Here is a 13,296-nt window from a genome sequence, read left to right as displayed (position 1 = left end):
AGCTAGTTTGTTTGCCTTTAAAATATTGTAAATTTGTTGCTCATTCTGCAAAGGGATGAGCATTTTTTGTTTATAAACATGAGTGAAATTAATATAGTTGATGCGCCTCCAGGAATAGAAGGATCTGGTTTTTTTGCCACTTCTCTTGATAAAGTGATTGGTTTGGCCCGCTCAAATTCATTATGGCCATTACCTTTCGCAACTTCTTGTTGTGGAATCGAGTTTATGGCAACCATGGGGTCTCACTACGATTTAGGTCGTTTCGGTGCGGAACGTTTAAGTTTTTCTCCCCGTCAGGCTGATGTTTTAATGGTTATGGGAACTATCGCTAAAAAGATGGCCCCGGTATTAAAACAGGTTTATATCCAAATGGCAGAGCCACGTTGGGTAATGGCTGTTGGTGCCTGTGCAAGTAGTGGAGGCATTTTCGATACTTATTCCGTATTGCAAGGCATTGATGAGGTTATTCCGGTGGATGTTTACGTTCCGGGTTGCCCGCCAAGACCTGAAGCCATTTTAGATGGTTTTCAACGTATTCAGGATTTAGTGAAAAGCGAATCAGGCAGAAGAAGAAATTCTGATTATTACAAAGAACTTTTAGGTCAATACGGCATTAAATAATGGAAGAAACGACACTAAATAACGATATCCACGTTAAGCTGACTGAAAAGTTTGGCGAAAAAGTTACTGCCGTTTCTGAGCCTTATGGTTTACTAACCTTTGTAACTTATAAAGATGTGATCATCAATGTGCTTTCGCATCTTAAAGAAGATTTAAAATTCAATTTCCTTACTGATATCACTGCCGTTCACTATCCAGGTAAAGACCATGGCATTGCTGTTGTTTATCATCTTCATAACATGGTAGAAAAAGTTAGGATTAGGATTAAGGTTTTCATTTCAGAGCAAAATCCAACTATCCCTACAGCAACAACCGTTTGGAAAGGTGCCAACTGGATGGAACGCGAAACTTACGATCTGTTTGGAGTCAAATTTGAAGGCCACCCGGATTTACGCCGTATTTTAAATATGGACGATTTAGGTGTTCACCCGATGTTGAAACAGTATCCATTGGAAGACCCGAACAGGGTAGATAAAAAAGACGAATTTTTTGGAAGGTAAACTATGAATCATAACCATCCGGTATTTACAGATAACGACCCGCAAAGTGAGTTGGTAACCTTAAACTTAGGCCCAACGCACCCTGCAACACACGGCGTTTTTCAAAACGTTTTGCAATTAGATGGCGAACGTATTGTAAGCGGCGTTTCTACCATTGGGTACATTCACCGTGCTTTCGAAAAGATTGCTGAGCATCGCCCATTCTATCAAATTACGCCACTTACCGACCGTTTAAACTATTGCTCGTCGCCTATTAACAATATGGGCTGGCACATGACGGTTGAGAAGTTGTTAAATATTCAGATGCCGAAACGCGTAGATTATCTTCGCGTAATCGTGATGGAGCTTTCGCGCATTGCCGATCACATTATCTGTAACACGATTATTGGTCAGGATACCGGAGCAACTACCACTTTCTTATATCTTTTTCAGTTTCGTGAGCATATTTACGAAATCTTTGAAGAGGTTTGTGGTGCACGTTTAACAACAAATATTGGCCGTATTGGTGGTTTCGAACGAGATTTCAATGATATCGCCTTTGCTAAAATCGATAAGTTTTTAAAAGAGTTCCCTAAAGCGTTAAAAGAGTTCGAAAATCTGCTAACACGCAACCGTATTTTTATTGATAGAACGGCTGGTGTTGCAGAAGTAACCAAAGAAACTGCTTTAGAATACAGCTGGACTGGCCCACTTTTACGTGCTACCGGTGTAGATTACGATGTGCGTGTAAGCGATCCATATTCTTCATATCAGGATTTCGACTTTGAGGTTCCAGTTGGTACAAGTGGCGATATTTACGACAGGTATTTAGTGCGCAATGAAGAGATGTGGCAAAGTGTCCGCATTATCGAACAGGCGCTTGTGAAGTTAAAAACAGAACCAAAAGGTATTTTTCATGCCGATGTTCCTGAATTTTACCTCCCTCCAAAACAAGAAGTTTACAACAATATGGAAGCATTAATCTATCACTTTAAAATTGTGATGGGCGAAATTGATGCACCAAAAGCAGAAGTTTATCACGCTGTAGAAGGCGGAAACGGTGAATTAGGGTTCTATCTGATTAACGATGGAGGCCGTACACCGTACCGTTTACACTTCCGTAGACCAAGTTTTATAAACTACCAGATGTTTGCACCAATGAGCGAAGGCATGTTATTGTCTGACGCCATTATCAACATGAGTAGTATGAATATTATTGCAGGAGAATTAGATGCTTAAAGTAGAAGAACAAACACCTGTAGTGTTTTCATCAGAATTGCTGGCCAAATTTGATGATGTAAAGAGCCGTTATCCCGAAGGTAAGCACAAATCAGCTTTGTTGCCATTATTGCACTTGGTACAGGCCGAATACCTTTGGGTGAGTACACCAGCGATGGATAAGGTTGCCGAATATTTAAATATTCAGCCCATTGAAGTTTACGAAGTGGCAACATTTTATACCATGTACTTTTTAAAACCACAAGGCAAGTATGCTTTGGAGGTTTGTCGTACCGGTCCTTGTTGCTTGGTTGGTGCCGAAAAAATATTAAGCCACTTGGAAAACAAGTTAGGTGTTAAAGAAGGTGAAGTTACTGCCGATGGTTTATTCAGCTTTAGAGGAGTTGAATGTTTAGCTGCCTGTGGTTTCGGTCCGGTGTTACAGATTAGCCCGGAATATACTTTCTATGAAAACCTTACCGAAGCAAGTGTAGATAAATTGATTGAAGATTTGAAAAATAAGTCCTAAGTCGAAAGTCTTAAGTCGAGAGTCGTTTTGACTCATGACTATGGACTGCGGACTACAGACTCTAGACTAATTAAAATGTCTCGAAAACTGTTACTTGAGCATATAAACATACCGGGCATCAATACACTTGAAGTCTATCGCCAAAAAGGCGGGTACCGTGCTGTGGAAAAAGCCCTTAAAACTTTAACACCTGAAGAGATTGTTGAAGAAGTTAAGAAATCGGGCTTACGCGGTCGCGGAGGTGCGGGTTTCCCAACTGGGATGAAGTGGAGCTTTTTGGCTAAACCAGAAGGTGTTGCACGTTATTTGGTGTGCAATGCTGATGAATCAGAGCCGGGAACTTTTAAAGACCGTTATTTGATGACTTATATTCCCCATGCATTAATTGAGGGAATGATTGTATCGAGTTTCGCATTGGGTGCAAAGGTCTCTTACATCTATGTAAGGGGTGAGATGATGCCCCAGATTCGCATTTTAGAAAAAGCAATTGCTGAAGCTAAAGCTGCCGGATGGTTGGGTAAAAATATTTTAGGAACGGGTTACGATTTAGAATTATATGTTCAGCCAGGCGGCGGCGCTTACATTTGTGGTGAAGAAACGGCTTTGTTAGAATCGCTTGAAGGTAAAAGAGGGAATCCACGTATTAAACCACCATTTCCGGCAATTGCAGGTTTGTATGGTTGCCCTACAGTGGTTAACAATGTTGAATCTATTGCTGCAGTTGTGCCTATTATCAACGATGGTGGCGATGAATATGCAAAAATTGGTATCGGTAGAAGCACAGGAACAAAATTGATATCGGCATCGGGTAATCTAGTAAAACCAGGCGTTTACGAAATCGAATTGGGTTTACCGGTAGAAGAATTTATCTACTCTGATGAGTATTGTGGCGGTATTGCCAATGGTAAACGTTTAAAGGCAACGGTTGCAGGTGGATCATCTGTTCCTATTTTACCTGCTAATTTAACCTTGAAATATGCCAACGGCGAACCTCGTTTAATGAGTTACGAATCGTTATCTGAAGGTGGATTTGCTACCGGAACCATGATGGGTTCAGGTGGTTTTATTGCTTTTGATGAAGATCAGTGTATCGTTAGAAATACCTGGAATTTTTCTCGTTTTTATCACCACGAAAGCTGTGGACAATGTTCACCTTGCCGTGAAGGTACCGGGTGGATGGAAAAAGTGTTGCACAAAATCGAACACGGCCATGGTAGCATGGAAGATGTTGATTTATTGTGGGATATTCAACGTAAAATTGAAGGAAATACAATCTGTCCCCTGGGTGATGCAGCTGCCTGGCCAGTAGCCAGTGCAATCCGTCACTTCAGAGATGAATTTGAATGGCACATTAAAGAACCGGTTAAAAGCCAGAGCCAGAACTACGGTATTGCAAATTATGCTACCCCGATTGAGAAAGCTCCGGTAACGGAAGAGAAATAAAATTCTAAGGTCGCAATTTGCGACCAGTTGAATATTTAATTTAAAACCTAAGATCACAATTTGTGATCTTAGAAAATAAACTTGTAAATGCCGAAACAAGAGACATCAATAATTCCTAATGAGGTAATTGTAAACAAAATTATCTTTTTAGAGGAGTTAAAGTAATGTTGGATATAGATTGGCGGAACTTTTTGGTGTGGAAACCATGCAGTTGAAACAACAAGTTAGAAGAAATATAGAGCGTTTCCCAGAACACTTTATGTTTAAGCTAACAAAAGAAGAAAACGATGTTCTAAGGCCACAAATTGTGACCTTAGAACAAGGAAAATACTCAAAATATCTCCCGTTCGCATTTAGCTAACATGGTATTTTGCAACTATCAAACGTTTTAAAAAGCAAACAGGCGGTAGAAGTAAGTATTAAAAATTATTGATGTGTTTGTACAGCTTAGAACAATGGTTTTAAGCAATACAGAAATAAGACTTGAAGTAGAAAAGATTAAAAAGAAAGTAGATAATCAGGATAAAAACATTGAAGTTATATTCAGATATTTTGATGAACTACCAGAACAGAGAGCACAGCCAAGAAAAGAAATTGGTTATAAAATCTCGAAAAAGAAATAATATAAAATAGAATTGGTTCGTGGAGACACAAACCAAGGTGAGATAAAGAAATAAAAAGAATATCATTAACCATGAGTGAAAAAGTTAAGGTTACGATAGATGGGATAACAGTAGAGGTTGATAACGGAACAACCATTCTGAATGCTGCAAGGCAGATCGGAGGGGATATCGTTCCACCTGCCATGTGCTATTATTCTAAATTACAAGGCAGTGGCGGTAAATGCCGTACCTGTATCGTAAAAGTGACCAAAGGTTCGGAAAAAGATCCTCGTCCAATGCCTAAGTTGGTGGCTTCTTGCCGCACAACTGTAATGGATGGGATGGAAGTGCTTAACATTACTTCACCAGAAGTTTTGGAAGCACGTGCAGGTGTTGTAGAGATCTTATTGATTAATCACCCCCTAGATTGCCCTGTTTGCGATCAGGCAGGAGAGTGCGATTTGCAGAATTTGGGCTACGAGCATGGTTTGCAAAAAACACGTTATGAGTTTGAGCGTCGTACTTTTGAGCGTATTGATATAGGTGATAAAATCCAGTTGCACATGAATCGTTGTATTTTGTGCTACCGTTGTGTTTTCACGGCAGATCAGATTACAAACAAACGTGTTCATGGTATCTTGAACCGTGGCGACCACTCAGAAATTTCTACTTACATCACTCAGGCTGTTGATAACGATTTCTCAGGAAACGTAATCGATGTTTGCCCTGTAGGTGCTTTAACCGATAAAACTTTTCGTTTTAAAAACCGTGTTTGGTTTACCAAACCAGTTGATGCACACCGCAATTGTGATCACGAAAAATGTAACGGTAAAGTAACACTTTGGTATAAAGGAGCAGATGTTTTACGTGTTACCGCACGTAAAGATCAGTTTGGAGAAGTAGAAGAATTTATTTGCAATACTTGCCGATTTGATAAAAAAGCAACTGCTGATTGGGTAATTGAACATCCAACGCACATTGATGATACTTCGGTAATTGCATCTAACCACTACGAAACATTAAAACCTTTGCATGTAATTCAGCCAAATGAGGCATTACAAGCTGCAAATGAAATTGAATTACATAAAACAGTTAAATACTAATGGATAGCGCTTTTGTTATAGAAAAATTTATCCTGGTAGCTGTAATTTTCGGCATCAGTTTAGTTATTGCCATGTATTCTACTTATGCAGAACGTAAGGTTGCTGCATATTTACAAGATCGTTTAGGTCCGGATAGAGCCGGCCCTTTTGGTATTTTACAGCCTTTGGCCGATGGTTTAAAAATGTTTATGAAAGAGGAAATTATTCCAACATCATCAAACAGATTTTTGTTTATCGCTGGCCCTGGTTTGGCTTTGCTTTGTGCCTGTATCGGTACTGCAGTTATTCCATGGGGTAGCCCTGTTTTAATTGCTGGCAAAACTATTCCACTGCAGGTTTCAGATATCAACGTTGGTGTTTTATACATTTTTGGAGTCGTATCTTTAGGTGTTTATGGTGTAATGATCGGTGGATGGGCATCAAACAACAAATACTCTTTGTTAAGTGCCATCCGTGCGGCTTCACAGAACATCAGTTATGAAATCGCAATGGGATTATCGATCATCGCTTTGCTTTTAATGACCAATACCTTAAGCTTAAAAGAAATCGTTGATCAGCAGCATGGATGGAGATGGAATGTGTTATATCAACCACTTGGATTTTTAATCTTTATGGTTTGTTCATTCGCAGAAACCAACCGTGCGCCATTTGATTTGCCGGAATGCGAAACAGAACTAATCGGTGGTTACCATACAGAATACTCGTCGATGAAATTAGGTTTTTACCTATTTGCTGAGTATATCAACATGTTTGTATCATCTGCGGTAATGGCGGCTTTATACTGGGGTGGTTATAATTACCCTGGCATGGATTCGATGGCGGTGTGGTTAGGCCCAACATGGGCACCGCTTTTTGGTACAGCAGTTTTCTTCGGTAAAATATGTGCTTTCATCTTTTTCTTCATGTGGGTGCGTTGGACAATCCCTCGTTTCCGTTACGATCAATTGATGAATTTAGGTTGGAAAGGTTTAATACCTTTGGCTATTGCCAATATTATAATAACAGGTGTTGTGATTGCGATTATTGAGAAGTTTTAATTATGGAATCATTAAGTAATAAGAAAAAAGTACTGGAACAAAAGCCATTGAGCTTTATGGAACGGATGTACCTCCCGGCAATAGCTAAAGGTATGGGCATTACCATCAGTCACTTATTTAAAAAAGAGGCTACTATAAGATATCCTGAAGTAGAACGAGAATTCTCTACCAACTTTAGAGGGATGCACTCGCTAAAACGTGATGAGAATGGTAAAGAACGTTGTACTGCATGTGGTTTATGTGCTTTATCTTGTCCTGCTGAAGCCATTACCATGATTGCCGCAGAGCGTAAACCTGAGGAGAAAGATTTATATCGTGAAGAAAAATATGCAGCAACTTACGAAATCAATATGTTGCGTTGCATTTTCTGTGGATTATGTGAAGAAGCTTGTCCAAAAGAGGCAATTTACTTAGATGGGCCGATTGTACCTGCTGATTATTTACGTAAGGATTTTATTTACGGAAAAGATAAGTTGGTAGAAGCGCCATTGGAAATGAAAAAATAAAATAATGGTTCGTGAAGACACGAACCATGGTAATAATCTTAAGCCTCGGTTCGTGTCTTCACGAAACGAAAGATAATTAATGATTTGTGGAGACACAGACCATGGAACATAAATAAATAAACAATTAATGAGTACACAAGTATTCTATTTCGTAGCCACATTAAGTATCATCTTTTCGCTGCTGGTGATTTTTGCAAAAAATCCGATCCACAGTGTATTGTACTTAATCCTTACCTTTTTTACCTTCACCGTTCACTATGTGCTGTTAAACGCACAGTTTTTAGCGGTGGTAAACTTTATCGTTTACATGGGCGCCATTATGGTACTGTTCCTTTTTGTACTGATGCTACTTAACCTGAACAAAGAAACCGAACCGAGTAAATCGCCACTGATCAAAATCGTAGGTGTAATTGCTGGCGGTTGTTTGGTTGTAACCTTAATTGGTTCTTTAAAATCAGCAAGTATTACCAGCCCATTGATTTTGAAAAACCCGGGATTAGGATTGGTAGAAAATCTGGGCAAGGAGCTTTTTGGCCCATTCTTATTGCCATTCGAATTGTCATCTCTGTTACTATTGGCAGCAATGGTTGGAGCCGTTTTATTATCTAAAAGAGATGAGGTAGAAGCATAATGGAAAATTTATTCACACAAGCAGCAGGCGTTCCGCTAAACCACTACATCTATTTAAGTGCCATTATTTTTTCTATTGGCGTAATCGGTGTACTTACCCGCAGAAATGCCATTGTAATTTTTATGTCGGTTGAGCTGATGCTAAATGCGGTTAACTTACTTTTAACAGCATTCTCGGTCCATAACAATGATCCATCAGGACAGGTTTTCGTGTTCTTCATTATGGCTTTGGCAGCTGCAGAGGTTGCAGTAGGCTTAGCGATTATTGTAATGGTTTACAGAAATACGAAATCAGTAGATATTAATGTTTTAAATCGCCTTAAGTGGTAAATATATAATAAGAATGACAATAGAACAATTGATTTGGTTGGTTCCGTTACTCCCTTTTTTAGGTTTTGTAATTAATGGACTAGGCAGAAACTCTTTATCTAAAGGACTTGTTGGTATTATCGGAAGCGGGGTAATCTTAGCCTCCTTCATTATCAGCATAGTTATTTTCTTTAGTTTACATGGCGATACACAAAAATCTCACGAAGTATTTTTATTCGATTGGATCAGCGCGGGTGCACTACACATTCCATTATCTTTCCTGGTTGATCCTTTAAGCTCGATCATGCTTTTGATCATCACCGGAATTGGTTTTCTGATCCATTTATATTCTACCAGCTATATGCACGATGATGCTGGATTCGGTAAATTTTTCTCTTATCTGAACCTGTTTGTATTCTTTATGCTTTTATTGGTATTGGGATCAAACTACATCGTCATGTTTATCGGTTGGGAAGGTGTAGGTTTATGCTCTTACCTGTTAATCGGTTTCTGGTATACGAACAGTGCTTATGCATCGGCGGCTAAAAAGGCATTTGTAATGAACCGTATTGGTGATTTAGGCTTTTTGCTAGGTGTATTCTTAATTTTCAACTTTTTTGGAAGTGTTGAATTCTCTAAAATCTTCCCACAAGCAGCCAATATGTTACCAGGCAATGATACACTGGTTTTAATTACCATATTGTTGTTTATCGGTGCCTGTGGTAAATCGGCACAGTTGCCATTATTTACTTGGTTACCTGATGCAATGGCCGGACCAACGCCAGTTTCGGCTTTGATCCACGCAGCAACGATGGTAACCGCTGGTATTTACATGATTGCACGTTCGAGCGTCTTGTTTGATCTTGCGCCGCTTACACAGCACATTATTGCTATTGTTGGCGCTGCTACAGCTTTAGTTGCGGCAATTATTGCTTTAACACAGACTGATATTAAAAAGGTATTGGCTTATTCAACAGTATCGCAATTGGGATATATGTTTTTAGGCCTGGGCGTTGGTGCTTATACAGGTTCATTTTTCCATGTTTTAACACACGCATTCTTTAAAGCATTATTATTCTTAGGTGCAGGTTCAGTTATTCATGCTATGCACCATGAGCAGGATATGCGTCACATGGGCGGATTAAAGGGAAAACTTAAAACTACTTTTGCCACCATGATGATCGGTACTATTGCCATTGCTGGTTTACCTCCGTTCTCTGGTTTCTTCTCGAAGGACGAAATTTTGGCCCATGCTTTCCAATATAGTCCGGTTCTTTGGGGAATCGGTGTATTAACGGCGTTCCTAACTGCATTTTATATGTTCAGGATGATGTTCCTTACTTTCTCCGGAAAATACCGTGGTACACACCATGCAGAAAGCCATATCCACGAATCTCCAACAGCAATGACTTTACCTTTAATCATTTTAGCTATTCTTGCGGCAATTGGTGGAGCAATCAATCTTCCGCACGTTTTTGGTGGAAACGAGTGGTTGGCACATTGGTTAGCGGGAGCAGGTGTTGCACAACATGAATTAGATTTAAGTCATGCTACAGAATATGGTTTAATGGGTGTTTCGGTAGCCGCTGCCATAATTGCGTTACTATACGCTTATACCCGATATGTAAAAGGTGCACACGTTCCTGTTGCTGATGAAGCGCCGCGTTCTGCACTTGCAAAATTATCGTACAATAAATTCTATTTGGATGAGATTTATGATTTCTTGATCACTAAACCGTTAGATGCACTTTCAAAATTCTTTTACAGAATTATCGATAACAAATTTATCGATGGAATTGTGAACGGACTTGGGTGGAGTACAAACGAAGCCAGTAAAGGTATTCGTTTGCTACAAAGTGGAAACGTGGGTTTCTATATATTTATGATGGTATTTGGTATCATCGCATTACTTGCATATACATTTTATTACATATAAAAAGGGTTCAAAATTAAATAATGGAACAACTTTTACTACTTATATTTCTTCCGCTTGTAGGTGCAATTGTTACTGCATTTGCTGGTAAGTCGGCTAAAATAGTTTCGACCATATTTTCGGTTGTTTCTTTAGGTTTGGCTTTGGTTATCGCCTGTAATTTCATTCCAAATGCAAGTACCCAATTTGAGGTTAATTTGCCATGGATTGCAGATTTAGGCATCAATTTCCACGCAGGTATCGATGGAATCAGCATGCTTGTGGTATTGCTAACCAATCTATTGGTGCCGATTATAATTTTATCGAGCTACAACCACGAGTATAGAAATCCGGCTGCATTTTATGCGTTGATTTTATTTATGCAGTGTGGCCTGTTATTGGTATTTACTGCATTAGATGCGTTCTTGTTCTATATCGGATGGGAAGCAGCATTAATTCCGATTTATTTCATCTGTGCCATTTGGGGAGGAAAAGACCGCATACGGATCAACATGAAATTTTTCGTTTACACTATTGCAGGTTCTTTATTTATGTTGATGGGTATAATTTACCTATATCTCCATAACCCGGTACAAAATTTTGATATTCAGGCTTTTTACGCTTTAAACTTAGATGGTGCACAACAAGGATGGATTTTCTGGGCTTTCTTTATCGCTTTTGCCATTAAGATGCCAATTTTCCCTTTCCACACCTGGCAACCTGATACTTATACCGCGGCACCTACACAAGGAACTATGCTGTTATCGGGTATCATGTTAAAAATGGGTATTTATGGTGTAATTAGATGGTTGCTGCCAATTGTTCCGGCTGGCGTTCACGATTGGGGCCAAGTGGCTATCATTCTATCAATCATCGGTATCGTTTACGCTTCGCTGATTGCTTTTACACAAAAGGATGCTAAACGTTTAGTAGCTTATTCGTCAATTGCTCACGTTGGATTAATCTCAGCAGGTATTTTTGCTTTCAACCAGCAAGGCATGCAAGGTGCAATGGTGCAGATGCTGAGTCATGGTATTAATGTAGTGGGTTTATTCTTTGTTTTAGATATCATCTTCTCCCGAGTTAAAACCAATAAAATTGAAGAGTTGGGCGGGATTGCGAAAGTAGCACCACAGCTGGCACTTACTTTTCTGATCATTGTTTTAGGCACTGTAGCTTTGCCGGGAACAAACGGATTTATTGGTGAGTTTTTATTGCTAATGGGCGTTTACAACTACGGCATTTGGGCAGCAGCTATTGCAGGATTAACCATTATCTTTGGTGCGGTTTACATGTTACGCATGTACCAAAATGTAATGTTGGGCGAAACCAACAGCTTAACCATCACTTTCACCGATATTAAAGGAACCGAAAAATTGGTTCTTTATACAATATGTGCGTTAATTATTGTTTTGGGTGTTTATCCGAAACCAATCTTGCACTTAACAGAGGCATCTGTACAACATTTATTAGAACAGGTAAATCAAAAATTAAACACAGTAAATTAAGCAATGAATATTATTATAACCATTAGTATAACAGCTTTTATAGTGCTTTATGCAGGTTTGTTTAAGGCAAATAAAGCATTACTACCACTTACCGTTGTTGGCTTACTTACTGCACTGGGATTTACTTTTTGTGCATGGAATGGCAATGCTGTTCATTTCGGAATGATGCAGACAGATAACTTCGCCCTGGCATTTTCCGGGATCTGTATTATCGGTACACTTTTAATCTTTTTATTAACACAGAACTATTTCCATGCTAAAAGCGATAACATAGCCGAATATTTTACCTTGATTCTTTTCGCACTTGCCGGAATGATCATGATGGTATCGTATAAAAATATGGCCATGTTATTTGTAGGCTTAGAAATCATGTCGGTGAGTTTATACATTTTGGCTGGTATCCGTAAAAAGGATTTTGCCTCTAACGAAGCTTCTTTAAAGTATTTCCTAATGGGTGCTTTCTCAACTGGTTTCCTATTATTTGGTATCACGTTAATTTATGGCGCTACAGGTTCATTCGATTTAGATAAAATACAAGCTTATCTGGTAAATAGTCAAACAATTTCTCCAATATTCTATCCTGGCGTTATCCTGATGATGATTGGTTTAAGCTTTAAGGTTGGTGCTGCTCCTTTCCACTTCTGGACTCCAGATGTATATGAAGGCGCTCCTTCTTTAATTACCACTTTCATGAGTACTGTTGTTAAAACTGCAGGTTTTGCTGCTTTTTTAAGATTATTTGCTGGTGCACTTGCTCCACTTCACGATTTTTGGGTTGCACCACTTATGGTAATTGTTTGTTTAACCTTATTCATCGGAAACGTAACTGCGCTGTTCCAAAGGAACTTCAAACGCATGTTGGCATATTCGAGTATTTCACACGCGGGTTACCTATTGTTTTCGCTTATTGTGTTAACCAAAAACTCTGAAAACAACGTATTGGTTTATGCCGCGGCTTACACCTTCGCATCAATTATCGCTTTTGCGGTATTAATATTGGTGAAGCAAAAAATGGGTAGCGATAGCTTCGAAAGTTTCAATGGTTTAGCTAAACGTAATCCACTAATAGCATTATGTTTAACCGTAGCTATGCTTTCGTTAGCTGGTATTCCGCTAACAGCTGGTTTTATCGGAAAATATTTAATGTTCCTGAATGTAATGACCGAATATAAAACCTTACTTGTTGCATTTGCTATTTTAAATGCGCTGGTTGGTTTCTATTATTATTTTAGGGTAATTGTAGCCATGTGGTTTAAAGACGGCGCAGAAACAGAGCTTTCAGCCCCTGTACAATACAAAGTTGTGTTGTTGGTTTCTGTAGCAATTACATTAATTTTAGGTATTTATCCTGCAATTATTTTAAACCTGATATAGGTATGCTGTTGTTTAATAATTATTT

Annotated in this window: 15 protein-coding genes; all 15 read left to right on the top strand. The window is 39.0% G+C overall.

Annotation, left to right across the window (positions count from 1 at the left end; translation table 11 throughout):
* Nucleotides 1-78 precede the first annotated feature (78 nt).
* The 15 genes from EYS08_RS01440 to EYS08_RS01375 all read left to right on the top strand — a co-directional run bounded on the left by EYS08_RS01440 (nucleotide 79) and on the right by EYS08_RS01375 (nucleotide 13,271).
* Nucleotides 79-621, top strand: a complete 543-nt coding sequence (locus tag EYS08_RS01440; protein ID WP_057931427.1) for an NADH-quinone oxidoreductase subunit B — start codon at nucleotides 79-81, stop codon at nucleotides 619-621.
* Nucleotides 621-1,121 (top strand): NADH-quinone oxidoreductase subunit C, encoded by a 501-nt coding sequence (locus EYS08_RS01435; protein ID WP_131028079.1) that lies wholly within the window; start codon nucleotides 621-623, stop codon nucleotides 1,119-1,121. The genes EYS08_RS01440 and EYS08_RS01435 overlap by 1 nt, the downstream gene beginning before the upstream one ends.
* 3 nt (nucleotides 1,122-1,124) lie before the next feature.
* Nucleotides 1,125-2,339, top strand: a complete 1,215-nt coding sequence (locus tag EYS08_RS01430) for an NADH-quinone oxidoreductase subunit D (RefSeq protein ID WP_131028078.1) — start codon at nucleotides 1,125-1,127, stop codon at nucleotides 2,337-2,339.
* Nucleotides 2,332-2,847, top strand: a complete 516-nt coding sequence (locus EYS08_RS01425) for an NADH-quinone oxidoreductase subunit NuoE family protein (RefSeq protein WP_057931424.1) — start codon at nucleotides 2,332-2,334, stop codon at nucleotides 2,845-2,847. Before EYS08_RS01430 ends, EYS08_RS01425 begins: the two co-directional genes overlap by 8 nt.
* 75 nt (nucleotides 2,848-2,922) lie before the next feature.
* Nucleotides 2,923-4,290, top strand: a complete 1,368-nt coding sequence (gene nuoF, locus EYS08_RS01420) for an NADH-quinone oxidoreductase subunit NuoF (protein ID WP_131028077.1) — start codon at nucleotides 2,923-2,925, stop codon at nucleotides 4,288-4,290.
* A 205-nt stretch (nucleotides 4,291-4,495) separates the two neighbouring features.
* Nucleotides 4,496-4,651 carry an ORF6N domain-containing protein gene (locus tag EYS08_RS26245; RefSeq protein ID WP_244215837.1) on the top strand — a complete coding sequence of 52 codons (156 nt, stop codon included), beginning with the start codon at nucleotides 4,496-4,498 and terminating at the stop codon, nucleotides 4,649-4,651.
* A 73-nt stretch (nucleotides 4,652-4,724) separates the two neighbouring features.
* Nucleotides 4,725-4,913 carry a hypothetical protein gene (locus EYS08_RS26240; RefSeq protein WP_244215829.1) on the top strand — a complete coding sequence of 63 codons (189 nt, stop codon included), beginning with the start codon at nucleotides 4,725-4,727 and terminating at the stop codon, nucleotides 4,911-4,913.
* A 71-nt stretch (nucleotides 4,914-4,984) separates the two neighbouring features.
* A complete protein-coding gene (locus EYS08_RS01410) occupies nucleotides 4,985-5,995 on the top strand; it encodes a 2Fe-2S iron-sulfur cluster-binding protein (protein ID WP_131028076.1) in 1,011 nt (336 codons plus the stop codon).
* The gene (gene nuoH, locus EYS08_RS01405; RefSeq protein ID WP_029274749.1) at nucleotides 5,995-7,032 is read left to right on the top strand and encodes an NADH-quinone oxidoreductase subunit NuoH; all 1,038 of its coding nucleotides are present in this window, start codon (nucleotides 5,995-5,997) and stop codon (nucleotides 7,030-7,032) included. The genes EYS08_RS01410 and nuoH overlap by 1 nt, the downstream gene beginning before the upstream one ends.
* 2 nt (nucleotides 7,033-7,034) lie before the next feature.
* Nucleotides 7,035-7,538: a NuoI/complex I 23 kDa subunit family protein gene (locus EYS08_RS01400; protein ID WP_025146332.1), complete on the top strand. Its 504-nt coding sequence runs from the start codon at nucleotides 7,035-7,037 to the stop codon at nucleotides 7,536-7,538.
* Between the two features lie 127 nt (nucleotides 7,539-7,665).
* Entirely contained in the window at nucleotides 7,666-8,169 is a 504-nt protein-coding gene (locus EYS08_RS01395) for an NADH-quinone oxidoreductase subunit J family protein (RefSeq protein WP_108197414.1), read from the top strand.
* Nucleotides 8,169-8,498 (top strand): NADH-quinone oxidoreductase subunit NuoK, encoded by a 330-nt coding sequence (nuoK, locus tag EYS08_RS01390; protein WP_029274746.1) that lies wholly within the window; start codon nucleotides 8,169-8,171, stop codon nucleotides 8,496-8,498. Before EYS08_RS01395 ends, nuoK begins: the two co-directional genes overlap by 1 nt.
* Before the next feature lie 19 nt (nucleotides 8,499-8,517).
* Nucleotides 8,518-10,413, top strand: coding sequence for an NADH-quinone oxidoreductase subunit L (gene nuoL / locus EYS08_RS01385; protein WP_131028311.1), 1,896 nt, complete (start codon nucleotides 8,518-8,520; stop codon nucleotides 10,411-10,413).
* 20 nt (nucleotides 10,414-10,433) lie between these two features.
* On the top strand, nucleotides 10,434-11,897 hold the full coding sequence (locus EYS08_RS01380; protein WP_131028075.1) for a complex I subunit 4 family protein: 1,464 nt from the start codon (nucleotides 10,434-10,436) through the stop codon (nucleotides 11,895-11,897).
* Nucleotides 11,898-11,900: 3 nt separating this feature from the next.
* Nucleotides 11,901-13,271 carry an NADH-quinone oxidoreductase subunit N gene (locus EYS08_RS01375; protein ID WP_131028074.1) on the top strand — a complete coding sequence of 457 codons (1,371 nt, stop codon included), beginning with the start codon at nucleotides 11,901-11,903 and terminating at the stop codon, nucleotides 13,269-13,271.
* The last annotated feature ends 25 nt before the right edge of the window (nucleotides 13,272-13,296 follow it).

The sequence above is a fragment of the Pedobacter kyonggii genome, from assembly GCF_004310665.1.
Lineage (GTDB): Bacteria > Bacteroidota > Bacteroidia > Sphingobacteriales > Sphingobacteriaceae > Pedobacter > Pedobacter kyonggii.
Note: the sequence above shows the minus strand (reverse complement) of the source record. Positions and strands in the feature narration are given on the sequence as shown.

Coding starts and splice junctions, on each gene's coding strand:
- EYS08_RS01440 (WP_057931427.1), top strand. CDS start 79: ATGAGTGAAATTAATATAGTTGATGCGCCTCCAGGAATAGAAGGATCT.
- EYS08_RS01435 (WP_131028079.1), top strand. CDS start 621: ATGGAAGAAACGACACTAAATAACGATATCCACGTTAAGCTGACTGAA.
- EYS08_RS01430 (WP_131028078.1), top strand. CDS start 1,125: ATGAATCATAACCATCCGGTATTTACAGATAACGACCCGCAAAGTGAG.
- EYS08_RS01425 (WP_057931424.1), top strand. CDS start 2,332: ATGCTTAAAGTAGAAGAACAAACACCTGTAGTGTTTTCATCAGAATTG.
- nuoF (WP_131028077.1), top strand. CDS start 2,923: ATGTCTCGAAAACTGTTACTTGAGCATATAAACATACCGGGCATCAAT.
- EYS08_RS26245 (WP_244215837.1), top strand. CDS start 4,496: ATGCAGTTGAAACAACAAGTTAGAAGAAATATAGAGCGTTTCCCAGAA.
- EYS08_RS01410 (WP_131028076.1), top strand. CDS start 4,985: ATGAGTGAAAAAGTTAAGGTTACGATAGATGGGATAACAGTAGAGGTT.
- nuoH (WP_029274749.1), top strand. CDS start 5,995: ATGGATAGCGCTTTTGTTATAGAAAAATTTATCCTGGTAGCTGTAATT.
- EYS08_RS01400 (WP_025146332.1), top strand. CDS start 7,035: ATGGAATCATTAAGTAATAAGAAAAAAGTACTGGAACAAAAGCCATTG.
- EYS08_RS01395 (WP_108197414.1), top strand. CDS start 7,666: ATGAGTACACAAGTATTCTATTTCGTAGCCACATTAAGTATCATCTTT.
- nuoK (WP_029274746.1), top strand. CDS start 8,169: ATGGAAAATTTATTCACACAAGCAGCAGGCGTTCCGCTAAACCACTAC.
- EYS08_RS01380 (WP_131028075.1), top strand. CDS start 10,434: ATGGAACAACTTTTACTACTTATATTTCTTCCGCTTGTAGGTGCAATT.
- EYS08_RS01375 (WP_131028074.1), top strand. CDS start 11,901: ATGAATATTATTATAACCATTAGTATAACAGCTTTTATAGTGCTTTAT.